Below are 24,939 nucleotides of genomic sequence, written 5' to 3' on the forward strand. Positions count from 1 at the left end.
GTTGCGGGGGCCGGATTTGAACCGACGACCTTCGGGTTATGAGCCCGACGAGCTACCGAGCTGCTCCACCCCGCGTCCGAATTGTACTGCCACCACAAGAGACAGAGCAGATGCCCCTTGCTGTCTTCGTCTCCACCGCCGCGCACTGCGCTTGCCATGGATACAAATAGTTGGTTGCGGGGGCCGGATTTGAACCGACGACCTTCGGGTTATGAGCCCGACGAGCTACCGAGCTGCTCCACCCCGCGTCCGTATTTTTTCGTCCAGGCTGAGCAGTAGCCTGTTCGAATTCTCTTGTTTATCAAACTATTGCAAGGCAAGCCTGATACAAGAACTCAGATGGTTGCGGGGGCCAGATTTGAACTGACGACCTTCGGGTTATGAGCCCGACGAGCTACCGGGCTGCTCCACCCCGCGTCTGAGGTCGCCAATAATAGGCGCCGGCGCTCAGATTGCAAGTAAATATCCTAAAAAAACTTCATTCGAAGATTAAACCGGCACAAATCGCAGGAATTTGCAACAGAGCGCCGATTTTTCAGACAAGCAGGTTTGGGGCCAGCTTGGCGCACTACACTCAGATGGTTTGTAACTCCTCGTTTTGGGTAGGTTTATCATGCGCATCTCCGCCGGTCATTGCCGTCAATTGGGGGCCACACCCGAGCACGACGGCGTCAACTTCGCCATCTGGGCTCGCCTCGCCAGCCGGGTCGAACTGCTGCTGTTCGCCAGTGCCGACGATACCACCCCTGAGGTGATCCCTTTGTCACCCCGTCTCAATCGCACTGCCTACTACTGGCACATCCATATAGAGGGCATCGAGCTCGGTCAACGCTATGCCTATCGCATCCAGGGCCCCTGGCGCCCCTACTACGGCACCCGCTTCGATGCGGACAAGGTGCTGCTGGACCCTTATGGCCGCAGCATCGAGCTGGGTGCCAACTACGATCGCTGGGCGGCGGCCCGCCCCGGCAGCAACCTGGCGGAGTGTGCCAAGAACCGGGTGGTGGACACCCGCCACTACGACTGGGAGGGGGACAAGCTGCCCGCCCACTCCCTCTCCCGCTCGGTGATCTACGAGCTGCATCTGAGGGGCTTTACCAAGTCGCCGAGTTCAGGGGTCGACCCCGCCCTGCGCGGCACCTACCTCGGTCTCATCGAGAAGATCCCCTATCTGCAATCCCTCGGCGTCACCGCGGTCGAGCTGCTGCCGGTATTCCAGTTCGATCCCCAGGACTCCCCCAGGGGGCTCTCCAACTACTGGGGTTACAGCCCCATGTCGTTCTTTGCCCCCCACGCCCAGTACGCCAGCGGCGAGGATCCCCTCACCGAGTTTCGCGACATGGTCAAGGCGCTGCACCGGGCCAACATCGAGGTGATCCTGGACGTGGTCTACAACCACACCGCCGAGGGGGGCGACGATGGCCCCACCTTCTCGTTTCGCGGCATCGACAACGAGGCCTACTACATCCTCGACGCCAATCAGAAGGACACCAACTATTCGGGCTGCGGCAACACCTTCAACGGTGCCCACCCGGTGGTGCTGCGCATGATCATGGACAGCCTCCACTTCTGGCGCCAGGAGATGCACGTGGACGGCTTTCGTTTCGACCTGGCGGCCATTTTGTCGCGGGACGAGTCGGGCCAGCCCCAGGCCAATGCGCCGACCCTGCGCACCATCGATACCGATCCTCGCATCGCCGACATCAAGCTCATTGCCGAGGCCTGGGATGCGGGGGGCCTCTATCAGGTGGGCAGCCTGGCTGGCGCCCGCTGGCGCGAGTGGAACGGCCAGTTCAGGGACGACGTGCGCCGCTTTCTGCGCGGGGATGACAATGCGGTTATGCCCTTCGTGGAGCGGCTGTGCGGCAGCCCGGACATCTACCACTACCATCACGCCGATCCGGAGAAGAGCATCAACTTCGTCACCTGCCACGACGGCTTCACCCTGTGGGACTGGGCCAGCTACAACGGCAAGCACAACGACGCCAATGGCGAGCAGAACCGGGACGGCTGCGATCACAACTTCAGCTGGAATCATGGTGAGGAGGGGCCGAGCGAGGATCCCCAGATCAACGCCCTGCGGCTGCGGCAAGCCAAGAACATGATGGTGGCCACCCTGCTCTCGGTGGGCTCCCCCATGCTGCTGATGGGGGACGAGGTGCTGCGCACCCAGCACGGCAACAACAACGGCTACTGCCAGGACAACGACACCTGCTGGATGCAGTGGCAGCCCGACGCCATGGGCCAGGAGATGTTCCGCTTCATGAAGGAGCTGATCCAGTATCGCAAGCACCTGTTCCAGCGCCCGGAGCAGGAGAGCATGCCGCTGTCGCTGACCGAGATCCTGCGCCACAGCGAGATCTGCTGGCACGGGGTCAACGCCGCCCAGCCAGACTTCAGCCCCCACTCCCACGCCATCGCCATGTCAGCCCTGTCGAGCGAAACCCGGCTGGCCCTCTACGTGCTGTTCAACGCCTACTGGGAGCCGCTCACCTTCAATCTGCCAAGCCCCCCCAAGGGGGTCGGTGGCTACTGGCGCCGGATCCTGGATACCGCCCTGCCCTCGCCCGAGGACATCAGCACCTTCGGTATGCCGCTGGAGGGGCTGACCCGGGAGTACCTGGCCCAACCGCGCAGCAGTTGCCTCTTCATCTGCGGTGCCGACGACTTTTACTAGGGGTCGCAAACCAGGGGCCGCACACGGCCAGCAAAAAGCCCACCCCGGGCAGCCGGGGTGGGCTTTTTCATGACGCCAGTCTGTCAGGCCAGCTGGTGTAGCACGCTGGTCGCCGCAAGCTGGGCGATGATGAGACCGCACAGGGCGGTGGAGACCACCACCGGGGCCGTCTCCTGCTGGCGATAGAGCGGGCTGAACCAGAGCAGCAAGGCCGCGATCAGCAGGGCAGCCTGGGTCAGTACAGCGGGGATCAGCGCATCGAGGCCGGCACTGCTTCCCTGCCAGCCCACCAGCACCGCCAGCCAGAGCAGACTCAGGATGGCGGCCACCAGCCCGGCCAGCGGCAACAGGGTATTGAACGCCTGCAGGCGGTGACGGGCCCGCAGCAGCATCAAATGGGCGAAGGCCGCCCCCAGCAGCACCATCTGCAGCAGGCCGCCAAGCCAGCCCTGGATCTGCAGCAAGCCGATGCCATAGACCAGCAGCGGCATGGCTGGCAGCCAGAACAGCGTGGCGGGAATGGCGCGCTTGCCCTCCAGCCTGGATTGGGCCAGCGACAGCACCACCCCCAGGATCAGGGCGGCAGCACCGCTCCAGATCAGCCAGTCGGCCGCCTTGGCCTCCACCGCCAGCATCAGGGAGAGGCCGGTGATCACCCAGACCGAGAAGAGCTGGGTGGTGATCCGCGAGCGCTGGCCCGGGCAGAGATCACCGCGCCAGAGCACCAGGCCCAGCGCGATGAGGGCCCCCAGCGCCATCAGGCCGGTCAGGGGAAAGAGCCAAAAAGGGAGTTGGACGAACATGACGCCTCCAGCAGCAAGGATTCAGAACGCGCCGATGGGCGCCGGATGAAGGGGCCGAGTATACCCAAAGCCGCCGCCATCCCCAATCCCTGCCAGGAGCACGGCCGTCATTGACCACTGGCAATCAGGCATCGGCAACGGGCGCCGGCCGCCTTGCCTGCCACGAGTTCAAGACCCTCGCCATCCGCTGCGACCAAGGCCGGCAGCGGTCAGCCCTGGCCGCGGGCCAGCGCCACCACCCGGGCGAACATCTGGCGCAGTACCGGCGGGATGTGCTCACCACCGAGTCGCTCCGCCTCCTCCACCACCGCCAGCGCCATGCCCGGCTTGCTGCGATGGTGAATCGCCTTGTTGATGATGCGCCCGGCGTTGAGAGTCGAGCGCCCCCCCACGCCGGCTTCACGCCGGAACACCGCCTCGAAGCCGTTGTGATAGAGATAGTGCTCTATGTCCGCCGCCGGCAACTGGGTCAAGCGATCCCGCTCCCGCTCGCCCTTGAGCAGGGAGCGGGCCGAGGTGGCGTACTTGACCCCCGCCTCGTCGCCGTCGGTGAGCAGATGCCACTCGATGCCAAAATCCCGCGCCACCTTGATAAGCGGTGACTGGCCGCACTGGGCGAACTCGATGATCCGCACCCCCTCTGCCCGCAGGCTGTAGCCGCAGATCTGGGCAAGCTCGGAGAGCAGCCAGATTTCGGTCTCACCCTCCACCAGCAGCCAGCAGCGGGCAAACATCGACATGGGGCGGTTGATGCGCACGTGGAAGGCTATCTTGCGCAGATCGTCGCTGCTGTAGCGCTCGCCCCCCAGCTGATGGCAGACGATGTCCTGCTGGCGGCGCACCAGCCGGCGGATCTGGTTGAGGGGCAGCGAGGAGAGCAGGTCCCCCGAATTGGTGGTGAGCAGCTTCTGCCCCGGCAGCTGTTCCAGCAGCCCCCAGGCCAGCGCCAGCATGGTGGGGTGCAGGCGGCTCTCCGGGTCTTCCAGGATCATGATGGGGCGCGCCCCCTGCTCCAGCTCCCGGTTGCCCCGTGCCTGCAGCAGGGTGGCCGCCATGCCCGCCATCGCCAGCTGCAGCGCCCGGTTGTCGGCATTGCGCAGCAGCGCCTGCAGATTGCCGGGGTTGCGCAGGGTCATGGGGCGATTGACGATCTCCCGCTGGCTGCGCGGCTTGTTCTTGATGGGGGCCAGCGCATTGAAGTAGTGATCCATCAGCTGGCGCACCGCCTGCAGCGCCTCCTTGAGCTCTGGCTCGCCGATGCGCTGGGGCTCGTCGATCAGCTTGTCGGCCAGCTCGCTCAACCGGTGCTCGGAGAGATCCCCCCACTGCAGGGTCTCCACCCCGTTGCGGGCGGTGCGGGCATCCCGCAGCCGAAACACCGGGTTCATGGTGATGAGCAGGCAGACCAGCTCATGGGCATCGTCGATGGGCAGGCTCTTGCCGATGCCGTCGAGAAAGTCGTGGGTGGTAGTGACAGTGCCGTCGCTCTGCAGTTCGGCGCTGGCGCGGTAGTGAATGCGGTGAAACTTGTCCTTGTGCTTGACCCAGGCCGCGCCAAGCCGGGCCAACCGGCGGGAGTGCAGGCACATCTGGGGTCTGTGCTCGCTGAAGGTGAGCACCAGTTGCAGGTGGCGGGCTGGCTCGAGTTCGGGATCTTCGGGCTGGTGAAAGTCATCGCTGCTGAACTGATAGGGCTCGGCATCCTGGCCCAAAAGACACCAGAGGGCGCGCAGCAGGCTGGACTTGCCCCAGGCGTTTTCGCCGATGAGCACTGTGGTGTTGTCCAGCCCGAGCGAGAGGCGATTTATTCCGCGAAAACCTTTGACTTCAATGCGTTCCAGAAACATGCGGCCATATCCAGTCCATCCTGATGGCGCAATAGTGGCAAAGTTGTCGGGAAAATCCTATCGGGTCGTGGCGATTTTCAGCGGGAACTGTGAGGAACGAGCGGTTCGGGCGGGGTCGGCATGCCAAGGCGGCCCTGGGGGGCATTCCAGTGGCTGAACCAGAGGTGGCGGGTACGGGTCTGACGTTTGCGATGATTCAAGGGCAACTCCTGTGCAGGTTGAAGGGACGAGGCTCCTCCTCGTTGCCAACCAATCTGCCGCCTATCTGTGACAGGAGGATGACAGCTGGCTGCGCCACTGCCCTGGCGTCAGGCCAAACGCCTCCCGGAAGCGGTTGCCAAGGTGGGCCTGGGACGAGAAGCCGCACTGGATGGCGATGCTGGCCAGGGAGTCGGCGCCGGCCAGCAGCTGCTTGGCCCGCTTGAGCCGCAGCCCCAGCAGGTAGCGGTGGGGCGGGCAGCCGAGGCTCTGGCCGAACATGCGGGCGAAGTGGTATTCGCTCAGGCCCGCCTCCTGCGCCAGCTCGGCCAGGGTGACAGGCTCCGCCAGATGGGCCAGCAGGTACTCCTGCACCCGCCGGATCACCCCTGGCGCCAGCCCGCCACGCACCTCGGGCAGGGGCGGCGCCTCCCGGGTGTGGTGGCGATAGGCGTGCAGCATCAGCATCCAGGCGCCGTGGGAGAGCGCCATCCGATCCACCTGGTGCTGCCAGTCCAGCTGCATCAGCTGGCCCTGCACCAGGGTGGCGGCCTTGGGATCGTCGATGAAGGTCTTGTCCTCCAGCAGCAGATGGCGCCCCTCCTTGTCGCACACCTCTTCGGCGATGCGGGTCAGGTGGGCCGGGGTGAAGTAGAGGTGGAAGAAGCGAAACTCCTCGCGCACCAGCCACTCGGATCTGTGGTGATCCGGCATGATGCACACCTTGCCGGTGCCGCCGTGGCCGCCCGGGCCGTCCAGCCGCTCGGTCTGCTCGCCCCCCTGCAGGTAGACGCTCAGGGTATGGTGGCCCGGCTTGTGGTAGCGGGTCTGATCGTAACAGTTGCGCCAGCTGGCGACGCCAAGGCCGGGTTCCAGCCAGCAAGCGTTCTCAAGGCGCGCGCCCGTGCTGACCAGTGCATCGAATACTCCCGCCGGCTTAGTCTGCAGCACCCGCTCCATTCCTCTTGTTGCTTGCCTGATGGCCCTTGTGCGCCATCTTAACGCGGCGCGGCGGCAAAGGCTGCGGCTACCCGCAAAAAACCGCAAGATGGTGTAAGCCCGCCGTCATCGCCCGCTGCATGCTGATCCCATGTCGTTGTCATCTCACCGGATATCCCATGAATCTGATGCTCTATCTTGCCACCGTCCTTATCTGGGGCAGCACCTGGATCGCCATCGCCTGGCAGCTTGGCCCCATTCCCATCGAGGTCTCGGTGCTCTATCGCTTCGCCCTGGCGGCGCTGGCGCTGTTTGCCCTGCTCACCGCCAGCGGCCGTTTCCCGCGCCTGCCCTGGGCGGGCCAGCGTTATGCCGCCCTGCTCGGCGGCCTGCTCTTTTCCACCAATTTTCTCTGCTTCTACCACGCCACCCTCTACATTCCGAGCGGCCTGTCGGCGGTGATCTTCGCCAGTGCCAGTATCTTCAACGGTCTCAACCTCTGGCTGTTCGAGGGGAAAAGACCCGGCCTGCGCTGGCTGCAGGGGTCGCTGTTGGGGCTCCTTGGCACCCTCTTGCTGTTCTGGCCGGTGCTGGCGGATGCGCAACTGGGTGCAAACGGCTGGAAGGGGCTGCTGCTCGCCTGCGGCGGTACCCTCTGCTTCTCGCTCGGCAACCTGGTCTCGGCCCGCGGCCAGCGCCAGGGCTACCATGTGCTGCAGTTGGTGCCCTGGGGCATGGTCTACGGGGTGGTGTTGCTGCTGGGCTGGGTCACCCTGCTCGGCCAGCAGCTGGTGATCCCGACCGATGGTCACTACCTGGCAGCCATGGTCTATCTCGCCCTGTTCGGCTCTGTCATCGCCTTCACGGCTTATCTCACCCTGGTGGGGCGGATCGGCGCCAGCAAGGCCTCCTACGCCACCGTGCTGTTCCCCCTGGTGGCGCTGACGCTCTCTACCTTCTACGAGGGGTTCATCTGGCAGCCGGTGTCGGTGGTGGGGGTCATGATCAGCCTGCTTGGCAACCTGGTGATCTTCGCACCGCCCCTGCGGGAGTGGCGCCTGCGCCCCGTCAGGGCAGCGAAGGATGCTTGATCCCAACCCCGTCAGCCCCTAAGGTAACGCCTTCCTACGCAGATGACGGGAGGCGATATGTTACTGGAAGGGCTGGAGACACTCTGCCTGCTGGCCAGCGAAGGCACCATGGCCAAGGTGGCCAGCCGGCTCTATATCAGCCAGTCGGCGGTGAGCAAGCGCATCGCCCAGCTTGAACAGCGCCTCGGCAAGAAGCTGGTCGAGCCGGACGGGCGCCAGATAAGGCTCACCCCCCAGGCACAAGAGCTGCTGGCCCGGGTCGCTCCCAGCCTCGCCGAGATGAAGGGGGTGCTGGCCGACAGCCAGACCCTCACCGACCTGACTCCCCTGCCCGTCGCCTGCTCCGAGACCCTGCTGGCGGGCTACCTCGCCCGCTTCATGCACGACTACCTGCGACAAGATCCCCACCTCGCCCTCTCCACCCACCATACCCCGGTCATTCTGGCTCGAGTGCGCAGCGGCGATGCCCTGCTCGGCATCTGCGCCGGACGCCTGCCACCGGGCCATGGCCTGGAGGCCAGGCTGCTGCTGGAGGAGCCCTTCTATCTAGTGGAGGGCGATCAGCGCGAGGGGGAAAACGCCGATCAAGGGCTGCGCCAGATCCTCACCATGGACCTGGACAACCCCTCCAATCGCTACCTGCGCGAACCGCTGGCGGCCCTTGGCCTTACCCCCGCCATGGAGCTTGACTCCTACCTGGCGCTGATCGAGCTGGCCAAGGCCGGCATCGGCCCGGTGCTGCTGCCGGCCGGCCTGCTGGCACTGGTCGGTGCACAGGGGACCCAGGCTCGCCCCCTCGCCGGGCTCGCCCGCCCGCTGCACCTGGTCTATCGGCCAAACAGCCTCAAGCGTGCGCGCATCGCCCAGCTGGTGCTGGCCCTGCAAGCCCACTTCCAGCCGCTGGCTGGCTGAGCGCCACAACACAAGGGGGCCCGATCTTGCGGATCGGGCCCCCTTGTGTTGACAGCCGTGACTGCCGGTGTCAGCGAAAAGCGCTTACCCCAGCCAGGCAAACAGCTCGGGGTACTGGCTCCACACCAGCTTGGCGGACATCAGCAAGGAGACGGTCACCAGCAGCGGCTTGATCAGCTTGACCCCTTGCTTGAGCACCATTTTGGAACCGAAACGGGCGCCGATGAACTGGCCCAGCGCCATGCAGAAGCCGACGCTCCACACCACCTTGCCCCCCAGCGCGAAAAACAGCAGCGAGGCGATGTTGGAGGTGAAGTTGAGCAGCTTGGTGTGGGCGGTGGCCCGCGCCATGCCAAAGCCCGCCAGCGCCACGAAACCGATGGCAAAAAACGATCCCGTGCCCGGCCCGAAGAAGCCGTCATAAAAACCCACCCCGCCGCCCACCAGCAGGGCGAACGCCATGGGAGCGAGGCGGCGGGAGCTCTCGGCATCGCTCACCCGGGGAGAGAAGAAGAAGTAACAGGCGAAGGCCATCAGCAGGAAGGGCAGCAACCGCTCCAGGATGGCGGCGTCGATGGTCTGCACCGCCAGGGTGCCAAGCGCCGCGCCGATGAAGGTGCAGATCACCGCTGGCCAGATGATGTGCCACTCCAGCAGCCCCTTGCGGGCATAGAACCAGGTGGCGGAGAAGGAGCCGAAACTGCTCTGCAGCTTATTGGTGCCAAGCACCAGCGCCGGCGGCATGCCGGTGGCGAGCAGGGCGGGCACCGTCAGCAGGCCGCCCCCACCGGCAATGGCATCGATAAAGCCGGCCACCAGGGCCACGCCGAACAGGGCAAGCAGGGTAAACAGTTCCAATTCCATCCATAGCCTCACAACATTGACGGGGCCGGCAAGGGCCGGCACAGCGCAGGCTCGCCATGAGCCTGATGAACAACGCTGGTCGCTATCCTAATGGGGCTTGGCTCATGAAGCTAACGAAACAGTGGCAGGCAATTGATTCCTGATTTTCATCAATGAATCATCCCTGTGAAGCGGCAGGCAAGCATGCCGCCCCCCTCACCCCCCTGCTCAGGCGGCATCGGGCGCGCAGGTCGCCTCATTGCCCTTGATGTCGGCCAGCGCCTGCTGCAGCTGAGCTTCATCCTCGCCGGGGGCCCGGCTGACCCGGCCCGCCATGTAACGGCTGCTGAAAAGATTGAACCAGAGCTGCAGTGCCTGCCCCGCCGCCAGCTCGCCGGCCACCTCCAGCACGCAGGCCGCCACTTCGGCGGTGCACAGATGCTCGTCGCAGTGCGCTACCCGCATACCATAGGTGGAGAGCGCATCGGGCTTGATGGAGAGCACCGGAAAGCCGTCCAGATAGGGGCTCTTGTTGAACATCTTGCGCGCCTCGGGCCAGGTGCCGTCCAGCAGGATGAACAGCGGCTTCTTGCCAGAAATCGGGGTCACCACCGAGGTGAGCCGGGCCGGCTCCTTCTCGCAGGCGGGAAACACTACATAGGGCTGCCAGACGGGATCCGCCAGCAGGGCCAGCAGCTCGGGATGGGGCTTGGTGCGCGACCAGAGAAACGCCCAGGTTGTATCCGGCAGCACATCAGCGATGAGGCGGCCGGTGTTGGACGGCTTCATCGGCTCGCTGTCGTACATCAGCAGGCAGAAGCCGGCCTCGGCCTTGAGCTCGGGGCGCCACTCGCAGGCACACCAGTCGTGGCGCAGCTGGCAGGCTTCGCAGCGCGGCACGCTGCCGCCACGGGCGAGAAAGGGTCGGGTCGAGACGCTCTTGCGCCAGATGCGCAGGCGATTGACGGCGTGATCGGGAATTGGCTTCATGGAACGCGGCTCTGGCGATGCCTGTGGCAGGACAAAAAGGGGGCAGATTGTAACGAGCCGTCCGCCGCGCAGCAAGGCCCCCCATCCGGGGCAAGCCGGGAGGCCACGCCTCTCTATACTTGGTCGTCAACCCATGCACCCACGCATGGGACACAGGAGGACAACGATGGCAGAACAAGATATTGCCCGCGAGCACGCCCTGGCCGAAGGCACTACCTTCACCTGGCACGAGCTCTATCTGCCCGATGCCGAGGCCGGGATCCGTTTCTACACCGCGGTGCTCGGCTGGGAGAGCCAGACCATGGCGATGGAGGGTGGCGACTACCCCATGCTGGTTGCCAATGGCAGGCCGATCGCCGGCGTGCAGGCTACCCGGGGCAATCCCGAGATGGCCGGCGTACCACCCCACTGGGCAACCTATATCGCGGTGGATGACGTCGATGCCAGGGTGCTCAGGGTCAACCAGCACGGCGGCAGCGTGGTGGTGCCCGCCATGAATATCCCGGGGGTCGGGCGCATGGCGCTGATTGCAGATCCACAAGGGGCGCACATCTGGCTGTTCACCCCGGAAGCCATGTGACATCGCCCACCGCAACAACGACAGAGGGGCCCGCAGGCCCCTCTTCATCATTCAGCTCGCCCTGCTCGGGCGCCGACCTCAGACCGCCTTGCGCAGGATCTGCTCAAGGTAGTCGGCGAAGCGGTGACCGTGATGCTCCAGCAGTTTCGGGAACATGGAGATGGAGGTCATGCCCGGGAAGGTGTTGATTTCGTTCAGCAGGATCTCGCCCTCTTCGGTCAGGAAGAAGTCGATGCGCGACAGGTGGGTCAGTTTGAGCTGACGGAACGCCTTGAGGGCGTACTCGTGAATGGCGTCAGCCTGCGCCTGGGTCAGCCCCCCGGCGCGCAGTGCGGTCTCGGTGTGACTGGCGCTGCTGTACTTCTCTTCATAGGTGTAGAACTTGTCCTGCGGCACGCAGATCTCGCCCGGGTAGGTCGCCACCAGCTCGTCACCGTACTGGTACACCGCCACTTCCAGCTCGCGCGGCTTGACCGCTTTTTCGATCAGCACCTGCTCGGAGTAACCGAAGGCATCGGCAATGCCCTTCACCAGATCCGCTTCGTTGCTGGCGGAGTAGCAGCCGACGGAGGAACCCTGGGAGGCCGCCTTGATGAAGACCTTGCCCCACTTGGCCAGCGCGGCTTTCGCCTCGCTCAGCGCCGCGTCGTTCTGCTCGGTCAGGAACAGATAAGGGGTGTTGGGGATGCCGATGGCGGAGAGCCACAGCTTGGTGCTGATCTTGTTGAAGCAGATCTTGCTCGCCTCGGCATCGCAGCCCAGATAAGGCAGGCCCGCCAGCTCGAGGAAGGATTGCAGGTCGCCGGTCTCGCCAGGGTAGCCGTGGATGCAGGGCACCACGTAATCCACCGGACGGGCCACGCTGTCAAACGACAGCAGCTTGTCCAGCCCCAGCTTGCATTCGCGGCCGTCGGCGCTGAGCCAGCGGTCGGCAAACATCTCGACCCGGGTCACGTCGACCCCAGGCAAAAGACCGAGCTGTTGCTCGAGAAAATTTGCGCTTCGCAGAGAGACTTCGTGCTCGGAGCCACCGCCGCCGCACAGCAGCAAGACATGCATGTTCTTCATTAGATGTGATCCCTTGGGAAAAGCGGCTTCGCCATCACCATTTAAAACCCAACCGCATTAAAACCGGACGAAGCCAGATACGAAGATAAGTGCGGGCCAGTGTAGCAAGGGAGATCAAGCCTTGTCAGCCGATGGGAGCCCCATCCGCCGACAACGGCCATAAAAATTCCCGCCTGTGTCAGAAATTGGATGAAAAGAGCTCAGCGCGGCGGATCGAGCCGGCCGTTGCCACTGCCGTTGACCCGAAACCAGCCGGCGATGCTGTAGCGCTCTTGGTTGGCGGGCAACACCTCGTGGGGGAACTCTTCGGATAAAAACAGCACCAGCCGCCCGCCCCGGGGCGAGACATCCATCAAAAACTGCTCGTCGTCATCGTACATCCGCAGCACCCCGCCTGCCTCTGGTTGCCAGTCGTTGTTGAGGTAGAACACCGAGGTGAGGCGGCGGTTGGAGCGCCCGGCGAAGGCGTCGCGATGAGTGGCATAGAAGTCACCGCTGCGATAGCGGGCAAAGTGGGCCTCGTAGTCGAACAGCCCCAGCATCAGCATCCGGTTGGCGGCCAGCCGCAGCGCTTCCATGCGGGCCAGATAGTCGGCCACCGGTGCCCCCAGGGAGGGTTCGAGCCAGTGGATCTGATCCCGGCGAATGGCGCGGTTGTCCTGATGCAGGGCATCGCGACCGATCCCCGCCGGCCGCCACGCATCCGGCAGACACGCCTTGAGGGCATCCACCTCGGCGGCGGTTAAAAAATCATCCACTATCACCCATCCCCGGGTGTATATGGCGTCCATGACGGCTTGATAGTCCAAGATTGACTCGCAACAAGTGGAGAGAGGGCGCTTTTTAGCGACTTCCAGGGCAAGACACAAACTGGTTTGCTTATCCTCAGAAGTCCCACCATCAATACGCTATCCGGGCGCACAAGGCCCCCATTATCTGGTCGCCCTCGCCAGCCTGTGATCCGGCGCACTCAAATGGCCTCAGACCGGGCCAGATCTTTCATGGCAAAGGGGAAAGCGGCGCTTGCTCCGCGCCGTCGCGCCCGTTACCGTGGAGCGATACGCCCTGAATGGGCCCCATGCAACAGGAGTGCTTCATGTCATTGCCCGACCTTATCCTGCAACGCCTTGACGGTACCGAACTGCCCTTGTCCACCCTGCAAGGCCAGGTCGTGCTGGTGGTCAACGTCGCCAGCCGCTGCGGCTTTACCCCCCAGTACACCGGACTGGAGGCGCTTTATCGCGAACTAGGCCCACGCGGGCTGGTGATCCTGGGCTTCCCCTGCGATCAGTTCGGCCATCAGGAGCCGGGGGATGCAGAGGAGATAGCCCGCTTCTGCTCCCTCGACTATCCGGTCAGCTTCCCCATCATGGCCAAGTGCGAGGTCAACGGCGAGCAGGCCCACCCCTTCTATCCGTGGCTCAAGAAGGAGAAACCGGGCCTGCTGGGGCTGGAGAACGTCAAGTGGAACTTCACCAAGTTTCTGATCGACCGGGACGGCAAGGTGGTTGACCGCTTTGCCCCCACCACCAAACCCGAGAGCCTGCGAGACGATATCCTGGCCCTGCTCTGAGGCCGCGGCACGCGGCGGCCGGACAACGCGACACGGCTGCTGCGTGCAGGGCGCGCATCTGCTATATTACGCCCCCGTTATCATTTCCATCTTGTGGCGGGTGCCAGCGCACCCACCATCCGCTGAGCCCAAGGCTCACCAGAGGAGTCTCTCTCGAACATGTCATTCAACGAACTGGGTCTGTCTCCGCACATCCTGCGGGCCGTCAAGGAGCTGGGTTACGAACAGCCAACCCCCATCCAGCAACAAGCCATCCCCGCCATTCTGGCCGGACAGGATGTGCTCGGCGGCGCCCAGACAGGCACAGGCAAAACGGCCGGTTTCACCCTGCCCATGCTGCAGCGCCTGCTGGCCAACCATGGCCGTGGCCGCCGTCAGGTGCGGGCCCTGGTGCTGACCCCGACCCGCGAACTGGCTGCCCAGGTGGGTGAGAGCATCATCAAATATGCCCACCACCTGCCGTTTCGCACCCTGATCGCCTACGGCGGTGTCAGCATCAAGCCCAACCTGGACGCCATCAAGCTCGGCATCGACATCCTGGTGGCCACTCCTGGCCGTCTGCTGGATCTGCTGACCCAGGGGGCGCTGACCCTGTCCGAGCTGGAAGTGCTGGTGCTGGACGAAGCGGATCGCATGCTCGACATGGGCTTCATCGTCGACATTCGCCGCATCATGAAGGCACTGCCGGCCGAACGGCAGACCCTGCTGTTCTCCGCCACCTTCTCAAACGAGATCAAGGCGCTGGCGGATGATCTGCTCAACAACCCCACCCTGATCGAGGTGGATCCCAGCAACACCGCCGCCGAGCAGGTGGCCCAGCGCATCATCCAGGTCGACCGGGAACGCCGCCGCGAGCTGCTCTCCCACATGATCGGCCGCGGCAACTGGCAGCGGGTGCTGGTGTTCGTGCGCACCAAGCAGATTGCCGATCGCCTGGCCCAGCAGATGCAAAAAGACGGGCTCGATACCGTCGCCATCCACGGCGACAAGAGCCAGGGTGCCCGCAACCGGGCGCTGGCAGATTTTCGGGAAGGCAAGGTGCGGGTGCTGGTGGCGACCGACATCGCCGCTCGCGGCCTCGACATCGATCAGCTGCCCCACGTGATCAACTTCGAACTGCCCCAGATGGCGGAGGATTACATCCACCGCATCGGCCGCACCGGCCGCGCCGGCCGTGGCGGCGAGGCCATCTCGCTGGTGAGCCAGGACGAGCTGGGCCAGCTCAAGGGGATAGAGGCGCTGATCGGCCAATCCCTCTCGGTGGAGATCCTGGAAGGGTATGAGCCAAGCGGCAAGCCGAGCCGGCAGACCCTGCCGGGCAGCAAGCCGGTACAAAACCCGCCGCGCGCCCGTGGCGCCGCCAATGCCAAGGGTGGCAACGGCAAATCCGCCGCAGGCAAGAGCAAGGCGAAGAGCGATGGCGGCAAGAAGCCAGCCCCAGCCCGCAAGCGGGAAGTGGTGGGCGAGGATATCGGCTTTACCCCCATGCGCCGCCTGCCCAAGGCCCAGCGCGACGACTATCAGGACAACTCCAACGAGGAGTAACAGGCCTTCCTGCTCACGTCATAAACAAAAAACCGCCCGAGGGCGGTTTTTTACTGGGCCGGTGTCACTGGCCTGCCAGTGTCATATGCAGCAATGGATAGGGTTTGCCCTGCCCGTCCAGTGGCGAGCGCCCCACCACCTCGAAGCCCAGGTGGCGATAAAAGCCGAGCGCCTGCTCATTCTGCTCGTTGACGTCCACCCGGGTCGCCCCCAGCCGGGCGATGGCATCGGCCACTAGCAGGCGGCCAACCCCGCCCCCACGCAGCGCCGGGTCGATGAACAGCATCTCGATGTTGCCCTCGTGCACCCCGCAAAAGCCGGCGATCCCCTGGTCGTTGCGGGCGCAAGTGAGGGTCACGGCGTCAAAGTAGTGTTCCAGAATGAGCTCGCGCAGGGTGGCGATCTCCTCATCCGGCAAGAAATGGTGGGTAGCGCGCACCGACGCCTCCCACAGTGCGATCAGGGCCTGATAATCCCCGCGCGATGGCTGTTCCAGTCTCATATCGTACTCACTCAATAGATTGATTGTTTGGAGCCTGCCCGGCCGGCGCCATGGCGTCGACATGCTTGAGGACAAACCCCTTCTCGATGCCGGCCTTGAAGCCGAGCGACGCATAGAGCCGGTGGGCCGCCTCGCGCCCCTCCCCCGACAGCAGCATCACCTTGTAGCAATCCTGCTGCCAGGCGAGCGCGAGGGCATGGGTCAGCAACTGTCGGCTGATGCCCCGGCGCCGAAACGCAGAGGCCGTCACCACGTGCTCCACCATGCCAAACGGCCGGCCGCCATTGGTCAGGGTCGCTACCACGCCGAGCTGGCAGGTGGCCGCCAGCTGGCCATCCACCTCCGCCACCAGCAGGTGAAGATGAGGCTGCGCCAGCAAGGCCGTCAGCGCCGTACGGGCAGCATCCGGCGCAAGTGCAGGGTCATGGGGGCGCAATTCCCGATAGAGCGCCAGCAGACCGGCCATGTCCTGCAGAGTACAGGCCCTGATGAGCGTCATCCTTCTTCTCCTTGAGCTGCGGGCGATGCGGCTTCACGCCTCGCGGGGGGCAAACATGATAATGGCCATGCCGCACAGGGCCACCAGCGACCCCACCAGATCCCACAAGCTGGGCCGGATGCCGTCCACCAGCCAGAGCCAGAGGATGGCCACGAAGATGTAGACGCCGCCATAGGCGGCATAGACACGCCCGGCTGCGGTCGGGTGCAGCGACAGCAGCCAGGCAAACAGCATCAGGCTCAACCCTGCCGGCAGCAGCAGCCAGACGCTGCGACCCTGGGTCAGCCAGAGATAGGGCAGATAACAGCCCAGGATCTCGGCCAGCGCCGTCACCAGAAACAACCCCATGGTTTTCAACTCGCCCATCGGCTACCCCATTATTCAACAACGTGTTCAACAACGTGTTCGGCAAAAAGAGCAATGGTAAGCCAAATGGCCGAGCCGGGTAAGCGGGACCGAGTAATAATCGCGAGGGGGAAGGATAGCGGATGCAACACGCAGCCGGCCTTCCCCCGCCCACACGGGGGAAGGCCAGGTCATCAGCGGGTCTTGACCGCCTGCAGCAGGACAGACAGATCCGGCCCGAACTGACGGGTGCGAATGGCCTCACGGATATCACTTTCGCTATAACGGCTGGCCGGATAGAGCAGCACGCAGGCGGTGTCGCCGGGCTTGAGGAAGTGGGTCTCGCCAAACGGGGTATAGCGGGTGGCCCCGATGCTGATGAGGACATGGGCCGGACGCCCGGCCTGGGCCAGCAGCCCCTGGATGTGCTCGGCCGGCCCCTCGTCCTGCTGATGGTTGAACTTGTCGATGGCCCACGTCAGCAGCTGGCCGTGGAAGTAGCTGTAATCCACCGCCGCGCTGTCGACTCCGTAGGGGTGCAGCTCGCCGTCCCGCTCCAGATAGCAGGCGATGCGGTAGTCATCGAGCTCGCAGCCGGCGGCGAAGTGGGAAAGGGGCAGCATCGCGGGGGCCAGCCCCTTGCTCTCTTCACCCCAGTTCTTCTTCTCGCTGATCTTTTTGGCGTTGGGACGGCGGATGGAGCAGTCGTTGTAGGCACCAAAGGCGCGCGGGTGGATGGCCACCACCTGCTCCCCCGCGTACTCCAGCTCGCACCAGAGCGCCACTTCCGGCTCTATCTGCACCTTTTCATCGCCGCTCACCGCCGCTTCCGGCAAGAAGATGGCGTCGCCGCTCAAGGGGAAGACGCCGAGCTGGCCGGGGTGGCCCGGCACGTAAAAGGGGAACAGCGCCTTGGGGGCGCTGGTGTCGCGCACCACCACCGTCACGAAATCCGAGGCCTCGCCGGCCTGCTCCAGATGACCGGCGAAATTGCCCGCCACCCCGAGTCCGATAAACTTGCTCTCTGCTGTCACTTGCATCTTGCTCACCTGCCTCTTGCCAAAGCGAAGGCAGCGGCCCGGCACGGGGCGGCTGCCGCAAACGTGGCGAGGATTAAAACACAGGGGTCTGCCCTCGCCCAGCCTGCACGCCCCATCCTGTGCGCCAGCGCGAACTTTTGCGAGCCGGTCGGCGAGCTTGTGAACAACCGCCATGCCCCAACTGACTCGACCGTGTGCGGGCCTGCCCTTGATCAGGGCGACAGGCGGCGCATTGATCAACCATGGGCCCCGGAAACAGATCGTTTCCACATCCTGCCGCCTTGCCCCTTGGGCCCGCCCGCCAACTTTGCTAGGCTGCCCGCCATGCCAATCCACACACTCAAGGATGCCTGCCGATGTCAGCACAGCACTTTCAGGGCCGCTTCGAGGTCGAGTTCAAATACAAGCTCGGCGATGTCGAGGCCTTCACCACTGCCCTCGCCGCCCTCAATCCCGAGGTGATGCTGGAGCGCAACCAGGAGCAGGACACCTACTTCGACACGCCGGACCGCAGCCTGAGCGCAGTGGGCAAGAGCCTGCTGATCCGCGCCATGCAGCCCTCCGGCATCCAGCTCTGGATCGTGAAGGGGCCCGAACCCGATCGCTGCGAGGCGGTCAACATCACCGACGCCGACAAGGCCATCAGCATGCTGCACACCCTGGGTTACCAGCTGATACTGACCCTTCGCAAAGTGCGCAGCATCTATTTCGTCGGCCCCTTTCACGTCACCCTGGATCACCTGGCGGGGCTTGGCGATTTTGCCGAACTGGCCATCATGACCGATGACGAATCCTTGCTGCCAGATTATCGCCAGCAACTGCTGTCCCTGGCCGCCCGGCTCGGGCTGAACCCCGAACGGCTGGAGAGCCGCTCCTATCGCACCCTGTGTGAACAAGCCACCACCCCATCACCAGAGAGACATTCATGATCGACAAACTCGCCTGGCTGACCTTCAAGGATCAGCAACTGCTCTGTGCCCGCTCCCACGGCAAGCAGATCTACTACATTCCCGGCGGCAAGCGCGAAGCGGGAGAGAGCGACGAGGCGGCGCTGATGCGCGAAATAGAGGAGGAGCTGGCCGTGGCCCTCAAGCCCGACACCCTGGCGTTTGCCTGCGAGTTCAGTGCCCAGGCCGACGGCAAGCCGCAGGGGGTCAACGTCAAGCTGCGCTGCTACACCGGCGAGGCTGACGGCACTCCCGTCGCCTCGGCGGAGATCGCCGAGCTGCGCTGGCTCGACAGCCGCCATATGGCCGAGATCTCTCCGGTTTCCCGGCTGCTGTTTGCCTGGCTGGTCGAACAGAAGCTCATCCGCTGAGGGAAACCCGCCTGGAGGGCGTGATCGGGCGCACCCGGCGAGCGACAACGACTTGAAACTGGCGGCAGAAACGGCGAGTCTAGCCAGTCATCCTGCCGCCGGTCCCGTTGGCGGCAGGCGCCGCGGCAGACCGGGCCGACGGCGTGAACTTCGTTGACAAGGACTCCTGATGGACATAGTTGAGGTTGATACCACCCAGGGCATCAAGCCTGCCCTCATCACTTTGCTGCAAGACAGCGTCGCCAGCGGCGCCTCGGTGGGCTTCCTGCCGCCGCTGACCGAAGAGCAGGGGCTCGTCTATTGGCAGGGCATAGAGACGGAGCTGGCCGCGGGCAGCCGCCGGCTCTGGGTCGCTTTCCTGCAACACCAGCTGGTCGGCGCCCTCCAGCTCTCGCTGTGCACCAAGGCCAATGGCCGTCACCGCGCCGAGGTGGAAAAACTGATGGTGCACAGTCTCCACCGTGGCAAGGGGGTCGGCCGTGCCCTGATGGCCAGCATGGAACAAGGGGCCAAAGAAGCCGGCCGCAGCCTGCTGGTGCTCGACACCCGGGTGGGCGATGCCGCTTCCCGCCTCTATCGCCAGCTCGGCTACCAGGAGGCGGGCCAGATCCCCGCCTTTGCCCGCAGTGCCGACGGCACCCTGGCGGCCACCCTCTTCTTCTACAAGCAGCTCTGAGCCACGCACCGCCTCCGCTTCGCACGCCTCTACACTGCTCGCCTCTACTCTGTAGCCACAGTGCGCCCTCCCCATGGAGGGCGCGTTGCGTTACCCCTCCCGCTTTCAAAAACAATCAAAAAAGTATCTGGATTAATTTTGAGTCTGCTATAGCCCCATTTGCATATGATTGTTCCTTCACCTCACCCTAGACGAGGCGTATGGTGTGGCAGAAAGACCCGTTTGCATACCAAACGGATACTGCTCACTGCCTTGAGGAATACTGCATGCCTATCCTGCCTCGTACCGTCACCTCCCCCAAAAAGTTCATCATTGGCCACGATCTGCTGCCCCAACTCCATGATCACGTAAAAGATTTCGGCGACAACGCCCTGCTCGTCAGCGACGAGTTCATTCTGGAGCGAGTACGGGAAGAGGCGCTGGCCGGCCTGCTGCAGGCTGGTCTGAAGGGAGCGGTCGAGAAGTTCAACTACGAATGCACCGACATCGAGATCCGCCGCCTGTGCGATCTGGCCGAGCAACAGGGAGCCAACGTCATCGTCGGCATCGGTGGCGGCAAGACCCTGGATGTCGCCAAGGCGGTGGCCTTCTACCTGCGCCGCCCCGTGGTGCTGTTTCCCACCATCGCCTCCACCGATGCCCCCTGCACCGCCCTCGCGGTGATCTACAACCCGGCGGGCGAATTCGAGCGCTATCTGTTCCTGCCCCAGAACCCGGATGTGGTGATCGCCGACACCGCCATCATAGCGGCGGCTCCCGCCCGCTTCTTTGCCGCCGGTGTAGGCGATGCGCTCGCCACCTATTTCGAGGCCCGCGCCTGTTACCGGGCGGACGGCATCAATCTGGTGGGCAAGCGCCCCTCCCGCACCGGCCTCGGGCTGGCCCGGCTCTGCTACGAGCTGCTGGGAGAGAACATCGAGCTGGCGATGGACGCGGTGCGCCACCATGTCACCACCCCGGCGCTGGAGCAGACCATCGAGGCCACCATCTATCTGAGCGGCGTGGGCGCCGAAGCGGGCGGCCTGGCGGCTGCCCATGCGGTCAACAACGGCATGTCGGTGGTGGCGGATCTGCACCGGGCCCAGCACGGCGAGAAGGTGGTGTTTGGCCTGCTCACCCAGCTGGTACTCGAGCGCGCGCCCCAGGCCGAGCTGGACGAGGTGATGCGCATCATCCAGCTGGCCGGCCTGCCCATGACCCTGCAGGAGATGGGGCTGAGCCGTTTCGTGGAGAGCGAATGGCGCCAGGTGGCCAAGCTTGCCTGCGATCCCCTCGACACCATGGGCAACATGCCGATGAGCGTCAGCGAGCAGGATGTCTACCACGCCATGATCGCGGCCAATGCCATGGCCGAGCGCTACCGGGCCCGTCACCCACGCGCCTGATCGGCACTCCAGCAAAGCCGTGATCACGCCGACAAGGCCGGCCCCAGCGGCCGGCCTTGTCATTCCCTGCCCGACCTGCTGCAATGGCCCCTTTATCCTTGGGACAAGGAGTCACCATGATATTGGAAGTCGCCCCTCTGCAGGTCATCCCCGGTCAGGCTGCCGCCTTCGAGCTGGCATTCTCCCAGGCCCAGCGCATCATCAGCACCATGCCGGGCTACGGCGGACACCAGCTCCAGCGCTCGCTGACCGATCCCCACCGCTATCTGCTGCTGGTCAACTGGCAGCGCCTCGAAGATCACACCCAAGGCTTTCGTGGCTCACCCCAGTACCAGCAGTGGAAGGCCCTGCTCCATCATTTCTACGATCCCTTCCCCACGGTCGAGCACTACCGGCAGGTCACCTTCGATGAGACAGAGCAGCGGGAACAGGATAACGGCCTGATCTGAACCAGATGCCCTGTGCCAGGACCAAGGTGACGGCTGAAGCGGCATTGCCTCGTTCGGTGTGCAACCAGATAAGCGGCGCAGTGGTGGGCTGTTAACTAAGAGAAGTGAGGAAGAGTGATCAGGGGGCCAAGCAGAACGTGGATCATCTACGCCCAGACTTGGCCCATGATGGGAAGATCAGGCCAGCCGTTCGGCCCGCGCCTTGATCAGGGGGGCGGCAAAGGCCTCCTGGGCCGCAATCAGTTGCAACTCATAGGCATCGGCCTGCCAGGTGTGCAGCAGTACCGCATCCACCGCCGCGTTGGTGCGCTCGAACGCGCTGACGGCATCGTAACCCGCCTGCAGATTGGCCAGCATCAGCGCGCTGATGAGATCCCCCACGCCCACCGGCTGGCGGGCAAACTCGTAGAGCGGACGGTCGATCAGATAATCCCCCTCGGGGGTGGCCAGCAGCATCTCGAAACGACCCGGCTCGCGGGCGGCACGTCCAAGATGCTTGACCAGCACCATCTTCACCCCACGTGCCAGCAGCTGATGGGCGGCGGCCCGCGTCTGCGCCAGATCCGTCAGATGGACGTCGCACAGGGTCTCCAGCTCCAGCAGATTGGGGGCCATGATGTCGGCCACCGGCAGCGCCTGCTCGGTCAAGAAACGGGTCACCCCAGGGGCGACGATGCATCCTTTCTCCGGGTGGCCCATCACCGGATCGCAGAAATAGATGGCGGCAGGATTGGCTGCCTTGACCGCGGCCACCACCGCCAGGATCTCGTCCCCCTGCTCCGCCGATCCAAGATAACCGCTCAGCACGGCGTCGCAGTGGGCCAGCACCTCGATGTTCGAGAGCCCTTCGCACAGGGCGCTGATATGCCCTGCGGGCATCGCCATTCCCTGCCAACCGGCCGCATATTGGGTGTGGTTGGAGAACTGCACCGTGTTGATGGGCCATACCTCCATACCGAGACGGCGCATGGGAAACACGGCGGCGCTGTTGCCGGCACAGCCGAACACCACGTGGGACTGGATAGAGAGAATGCGTTTCATCGACATCACCGCAGAGAAGAGTCAGGGGAAAGGCGCAATATATCGGATGAAGATATTGATCTTCCACCCTTGATCAGCACAAACCCTTATTTGGTCGGCAAAATTCTCGATGACGCTGGTTGCCATCGCCATCACCGGCCCCCTCTTTACTGACATGCCGCAGCTTGCAACCGCAAACACGGCCGACGTGGTCTAATAAAGTGATACAAAGGTTTTGTTTGATGGCATATGAGATTAATAAATGGGCTTTTGGTGCGCAGAGCCATCTGATGGCGAGTAAACAAGCGGGTGTCTGTGGCAGCCCTGGCCCTCAGGCAGCAAGGCAGCAAGGCAGCAAGGCAGCAAGGCAGCAAGGCAGCAAGGCAGCAAGGCAATGTAGTGGAAGGAGGCAACGGCATCGGTGCAAGTGAAGGTATCACCAGACAGCCAAAGGCCGGATCGGGCTGGTCAGCCCGATCCGGTTCATCAGGGGCGAGTGAAGTGGTAGACCCAACCCTCGTCCAAAGCCATCTCTGCGGGCGGCGCCACCAGTGCCGGTAACAGGGAGACACTCCCCTTGGCGGCATATTGCAGCGCCATCAGGGCGCAGATGGCGGCGTCGTAGCGATCGGTCCCCGCCGTCACATCGGCTGGCAGATGCACCAGCAGCTCGGCGCGCACCGCCGATGCCTTGCCCCCCACCTTGGCAAGGGCGGGATAGACCTCCAGCACGGCGCGATCGGCCTGCGGTTGCTGCTTGGGCACCAGCTGCAAGTCGGCCAATCGGGGCAGCATGGCGAGCGCCAGGGTCGCGTTGTTGCCGAGCCTGTCGAAGGTGGCCGAGAGCGGCTTCTTGCCATATTGCCGGTGCAGCCAGCGCTCGCAATCCCGGTAGGCATAAGGGTTGTCTATCTCGCGCTGGGGCACGGCGCACTCGGTCGTCCTCCCCGCCAGCAGCTCGACCAAGGCGCGAGGAAACGCCAGCGGCGCGTCGATCCCCAGCGCCAGCTGCGGGCAGGCCAGCACCTGCAGCAGGTGGATCTCGTCGTGCAGTGCCGGGCGCAGCAAGGCATCCAGATCCGGCGCAACCCGTGAGCTCAGTCGAAACAGGGGCGATACCCCAAACCAGTGCAGCCGCTGTTCACGCGCCTGCCACCCCACCACAGCCACCGCCTGGGCACTGCCCTGCCAGCCTCTTACGTCCCAGCCGATGCCGATGGCATCCATGTGTTCCATTGTCATGCCAGTGTCACCTCTGCACGCTATCAATGCAGCACAGGGTAATGGCTGGAGCCCCTAAAGCAAGGTTGGCGGCGCTGCTTAGAAGGATTTCTTGAAATTGATCAGCGGCAAGATGGGGAAAACCCCGTTCTCGGCGTAGTTGGCGAGGCCAATCTGCAGACCGTCCAGGTGCTTGGTGGCGTTGATGAAGCCCAGCTGGAAGGTGGCGCGCTCGGCATAGTTGACGAAGCCGACGTTGGCCAGGGCGTTGCCCTTGGCGATGTTGACGGCACCCCAGTTGAGGCCCTGCACATTGTTGGTCAGGTTGACGAAGCCAAGGTTGACGCCCTTGTCCTGACCCTCGTGCCAGTTGACCGCGTTGATCGCCACCCCGCCAAACTGGTGGCGTACCCGGCCGGCGCCGAGGAAGATGCCAAGCTGCAGACCGGTGAATTGATCCACGTCGGAGAGGGCGAAGACCGGCAGATCGATCCCCTTCACCTGACCGGTGCGCCCATAGAGAACGGAGGCTCTGGCCCCCTCGACCTGATGGGACGCGGGCAGATTGACGCCGGGCAAGGAGAGCTGGACAGGGGTACTGGCGTGGGCAACGCCGCCAAGGGCCGCAGCCCCCAGGGCAAGCAGCAGGCGAGCAGGTTTCATCGATGCATTCCTCAAGACTCAGGGAGTGGCATCAGCCTATCAGCCCCGCGACCTGGGAACGAGTCCCGACGGACGTGGCTGCGTCACCCCTCGTCTGAATCGGGCCAGCCAAACTGGACAGACCAGAATCAATATTTCGCCAAAAATTAACATTTATATTATTTACATCAAGCCTCATTTGGTAACACAATGCCTAAACGTGCGTTTGAACAGAGCAAATGACACGTGACGACTTAAGGATGTAGTCGAACGGATGTAACCGAAGAATGGGCCCATCGGCCTTTTGCAATACCCTTCTGCCAACCACGGAGACACGCGATGAATATGGACGTAATCAAGACCTTTACCGAGCAGATGCAAGGCTTTGCCGCCCCCCTCACCCGTTATAACCAGCTGCTGGCCAGCAACATCGAACAGCTGACCCGGCTGCAGCTGGCGTCCGCCAGCGCCTATGCCGAGCTGGGACTGAACCAGCTGCAGGCCGCCGGCAAGGTGCAGGATGCCCAGAGCCTGGCAGCCCTCGGCACCGTCCAGCTGGAGACCGCCTGCCAGCTCTCCCGTCAGATGCTGGACGACATCCAGAAGCTCAACACCCTCGGTCAGCAGTTCAAGGACGACCTCGACGCCCTGGCTGCCGACGGCATCAAAAAGAGCACGGGCAAGGCCTGATATCCCCCTGGCTGCCCGCTGCGGGCAGCCACATCTCCCCATGCTCCGTCACGACAGGCTCGCCCTGCGCCGGGGATGGGTGAAGG

At 64.0% G+C, this 24,939-nt stretch carries 27 protein-coding genes and 3 tRNA genes; 12 read left to right on the forward strand and 18 right to left on the reverse strand.

Annotation, left to right across the window (positions count from 1 at the left end; all coding sequences use genetic code 11):
- Position 1: 1 nt before the first annotated feature.
- The 3 genes from PG899_RS01740 to PG899_RS01750 form a co-directional block, all read right to left on the reverse strand.
- A tRNA-Met gene (locus tag PG899_RS01740) sits at positions 2–75 on the reverse strand.
- Between the two features lie 96 nt (positions 76–171).
- Positions 172–248, reverse strand: a tRNA-Met gene (locus tag PG899_RS01745).
- A 92-nt stretch (positions 249–340) separates the two neighbouring features.
- Positions 341–417: transfer RNA gene (locus PG899_RS01750), tRNA-Met, on the reverse strand.
- 196 nt (positions 418–613) lie between these two features.
- Here PG899_RS01750 and glgX point away from each other — a divergent pair.
- Positions 614–2,677, forward strand: coding sequence for a glycogen debranching protein GlgX (gene glgX, locus PG899_RS01755; protein WP_190284247.1), 2,064 nt, complete (start codon positions 614–616; stop codon positions 2,675–2,677).
- Positions 2,678–2,760: 83 nt separating this feature from the next.
- Here glgX and PG899_RS01760 read toward each other — a convergent pair whose 3' ends face one another.
- From PG899_RS01760 to PG899_RS01775, 4 genes are all read right to left on the reverse strand, one after another.
- Positions 2,761–3,480 carry a hypothetical protein gene (locus PG899_RS01760; RefSeq protein WP_076360836.1) on the reverse strand — a complete coding sequence of 240 codons (720 nt, stop codon included), beginning with the start codon at positions 3,478–3,480 and terminating at the stop codon, positions 2,761–2,763.
- A 209-nt stretch (positions 3,481–3,689) separates the two neighbouring features.
- Positions 3,690–5,327 carry an ATP-dependent endonuclease gene (locus tag PG899_RS01765; RefSeq protein WP_011706231.1) on the reverse strand — a complete coding sequence of 546 codons (1,638 nt, stop codon included), beginning with the start codon at positions 5,325–5,327 and terminating at the stop codon, positions 3,690–3,692.
- A gap of 77 nt (positions 5,328–5,404) precedes the next feature.
- Positions 5,405–5,527, reverse strand: a complete 123-nt coding sequence (locus PG899_RS01770; protein ID WP_254902163.1) for a hypothetical protein — start codon at positions 5,525–5,527, stop codon at positions 5,405–5,407.
- A gap of 61 nt (positions 5,528–5,588) precedes the next feature.
- Positions 5,589–6,476 (reverse strand): helix-turn-helix domain-containing protein, encoded by an 888-nt coding sequence (locus PG899_RS01775; protein WP_190284246.1) that lies wholly within the window; start codon positions 6,474–6,476, stop codon positions 5,589–5,591.
- Between the two features lie 167 nt (positions 6,477–6,643).
- Here PG899_RS01775 and PG899_RS01780 point away from each other — a divergent pair, with 167 nt between their 5' ends.
- Together PG899_RS01780 and PG899_RS01785 are read left to right on the forward strand one after the other, a co-directional pair.
- Positions 6,644–7,555, forward strand: a complete 912-nt coding sequence (locus PG899_RS01780; RefSeq protein ID WP_043163776.1) for a DMT family transporter — start codon at positions 6,644–6,646, stop codon at positions 7,553–7,555.
- Between the two features lie 57 nt (positions 7,556–7,612).
- Positions 7,613–8,467 (forward strand): LysR family transcriptional regulator, encoded by an 855-nt coding sequence (locus PG899_RS01785; protein WP_190284245.1) that lies wholly within the window; start codon positions 7,613–7,615, stop codon positions 8,465–8,467.
- A gap of 84 nt (positions 8,468–8,551) precedes the next feature.
- On the opposite strand, the gene PG899_RS01790 is transcribed toward PG899_RS01785, so the two are convergent.
- The gene (locus PG899_RS01790) at positions 8,552–9,331 is read right to left on the reverse strand and encodes a TSUP family transporter (RefSeq protein WP_011706235.1); all 780 of its coding nucleotides are present in this window, start codon (positions 9,329–9,331) and stop codon (positions 8,552–8,554) included.
- 207 nt (positions 9,332–9,538) lie between these two features.
- Complete coding sequence (locus tag PG899_RS01795) at positions 9,539–10,300, reverse strand: tRNA-uridine aminocarboxypropyltransferase (protein WP_190284244.1); 762 nt, start codon at positions 10,298–10,300, stop codon at positions 9,539–9,541.
- A 166-nt stretch (positions 10,301–10,466) separates the two neighbouring features.
- Between PG899_RS01795 and PG899_RS01800 the strand changes: the two genes are divergently transcribed.
- Positions 10,467–10,880, forward strand: coding sequence for a VOC family protein (locus PG899_RS01800; protein ID WP_042067492.1), 414 nt, complete (start codon positions 10,467–10,469; stop codon positions 10,878–10,880).
- 78 nt (positions 10,881–10,958) lie between these two features.
- Here PG899_RS01800 and PG899_RS01805 read toward each other — a convergent pair whose 3' ends face one another.
- Positions 10,959–11,948: a D-alanine--D-alanine ligase gene (locus tag PG899_RS01805; protein ID WP_190284243.1), complete on the reverse strand. Its 990-nt coding sequence runs from the start codon at positions 11,946–11,948 to the stop codon at positions 10,959–10,961.
- Positions 11,949–12,148: 200 nt separating this feature from the next.
- Positions 12,149–12,757: a 2OG-Fe(II) oxygenase gene (locus PG899_RS01810; RefSeq protein ID WP_043163784.1), complete on the reverse strand. Its 609-nt coding sequence runs from the start codon at positions 12,755–12,757 to the stop codon at positions 12,149–12,151.
- 287 nt (positions 12,758–13,044) lie between these two features.
- On the opposite strand from PG899_RS01810, the gene PG899_RS01815 reads away from it, so the two are divergent.
- Positions 13,045–13,521: a glutathione peroxidase gene (locus tag PG899_RS01815; RefSeq protein WP_190284242.1), complete on the forward strand. Its 477-nt coding sequence runs from the start codon at positions 13,045–13,047 to the stop codon at positions 13,519–13,521.
- Between the two features lie 159 nt (positions 13,522–13,680).
- A complete protein-coding gene (locus PG899_RS01820; protein ID WP_139707234.1) occupies positions 13,681–15,066 on the forward strand; it encodes a DEAD/DEAH box helicase in 1,386 nt (461 codons plus the stop codon).
- Positions 15,067–15,130: 64 nt separating this feature from the next.
- Here PG899_RS01820 and PG899_RS01825 read toward each other — a convergent pair whose 3' ends face one another.
- The 4 genes from PG899_RS01825 to PG899_RS01840 form a co-directional block, all read right to left on the reverse strand.
- Positions 15,131–15,568, reverse strand: a complete 438-nt coding sequence (locus PG899_RS01825; protein WP_016350593.1) for an acetyltransferase — start codon at positions 15,566–15,568, stop codon at positions 15,131–15,133.
- A 7-nt stretch (positions 15,569–15,575) separates the two neighbouring features.
- Positions 15,576–16,067 (reverse strand): GNAT family N-acetyltransferase, encoded by a 492-nt coding sequence (locus PG899_RS01830; protein WP_103826821.1) that lies wholly within the window; start codon positions 16,065–16,067, stop codon positions 15,576–15,578.
- 33 nt (positions 16,068–16,100) lie between these two features.
- Positions 16,101–16,433, reverse strand: a complete 333-nt coding sequence (locus tag PG899_RS01835) for a YnfA family protein (RefSeq protein WP_011706244.1) — start codon at positions 16,431–16,433, stop codon at positions 16,101–16,103.
- Positions 16,434–16,606: 173 nt separating this feature from the next.
- Complete coding sequence (locus PG899_RS01840) at positions 16,607–17,452, reverse strand: DUF5718 family protein (RefSeq protein WP_190284241.1); 846 nt, start codon at positions 17,450–17,452, stop codon at positions 16,607–16,609.
- A gap of 356 nt (positions 17,453–17,808) precedes the next feature.
- Between PG899_RS01840 and cyaB the strand changes: the two genes are divergently transcribed.
- The 5 genes from cyaB (at position 17,809) to PG899_RS01865 (ending at position 21,280) form a co-directional block, all read left to right on the forward strand.
- Positions 17,809–18,381 (forward strand): class IV adenylate cyclase, encoded by a 573-nt coding sequence (cyaB, locus tag PG899_RS01845; protein WP_190284240.1) that lies wholly within the window; start codon positions 17,809–17,811, stop codon positions 18,379–18,381.
- Positions 18,378–18,770: an NUDIX hydrolase gene (locus PG899_RS01850; protein ID WP_190284239.1), complete on the forward strand. Its 393-nt coding sequence runs from the start codon at positions 18,378–18,380 to the stop codon at positions 18,768–18,770. Before cyaB ends, PG899_RS01850 begins: the two co-directional genes overlap by 4 nt.
- Before the next feature lie 169 nt (positions 18,771–18,939).
- Positions 18,940–19,446, forward strand: a complete 507-nt coding sequence (locus tag PG899_RS01855; RefSeq protein ID WP_041217453.1) for a GNAT family N-acetyltransferase — start codon at positions 18,940–18,942, stop codon at positions 19,444–19,446.
- Positions 19,447–19,712: 266 nt separating this feature from the next.
- Positions 19,713–20,831, forward strand: coding sequence for a glycerol dehydrogenase (locus PG899_RS01860; protein WP_016350588.1), 1,119 nt, complete (start codon positions 19,713–19,715; stop codon positions 20,829–20,831).
- Between the two features lie 116 nt (positions 20,832–20,947).
- Positions 20,948–21,280: an antibiotic biosynthesis monooxygenase family protein gene (locus PG899_RS01865; protein WP_041217451.1), complete on the forward strand. Its 333-nt coding sequence runs from the start codon at positions 20,948–20,950 to the stop codon at positions 21,278–21,280.
- 177 nt (positions 21,281–21,457) lie between these two features.
- Here PG899_RS01865 and pdxY read toward each other — a convergent pair whose 3' ends face one another.
- The 3 genes from pdxY to PG899_RS01880 all read right to left on the reverse strand — a co-directional run bounded on the left by pdxY (position 21,458) and on the right by PG899_RS01880 (position 24,184).
- Positions 21,458–22,321 (reverse strand): pyridoxal kinase PdxY, encoded by an 864-nt coding sequence (gene pdxY, locus PG899_RS01870; RefSeq protein WP_190284238.1) that lies wholly within the window; start codon positions 22,319–22,321, stop codon positions 21,458–21,460.
- A 465-nt stretch (positions 22,322–22,786) separates the two neighbouring features.
- Positions 22,787–23,542, reverse strand: coding sequence for a DUF429 domain-containing protein (locus PG899_RS01875; protein WP_158197201.1), 756 nt, complete (start codon positions 23,540–23,542; stop codon positions 22,787–22,789).
- Positions 23,543–23,620: 78 nt separating this feature from the next.
- Entirely contained in the window at positions 23,621–24,184 is a 564-nt protein-coding gene (locus PG899_RS01880) for a VC2662 family protein (RefSeq protein ID WP_190284237.1), read from the reverse strand.
- 318 nt (positions 24,185–24,502) lie between these two features.
- Between PG899_RS01880 and PG899_RS01885 the strand changes: the two genes are divergently transcribed.
- Positions 24,503–24,853 carry a phasin family protein gene (locus PG899_RS01885; protein ID WP_190284236.1) on the forward strand — a complete coding sequence of 117 codons (351 nt, stop codon included), beginning with the start codon at positions 24,503–24,505 and terminating at the stop codon, positions 24,851–24,853.
- Positions 24,854–24,939: the final 86 nt, after the last annotated feature.

The organism is Aeromonas sp. QDB39, from assembly GCF_027707585.1.
In the GTDB taxonomy this organism is placed as follows: Bacteria; Pseudomonadota; Gammaproteobacteria; order Enterobacterales; family Aeromonadaceae; genus Aeromonas; species Aeromonas hydrophila.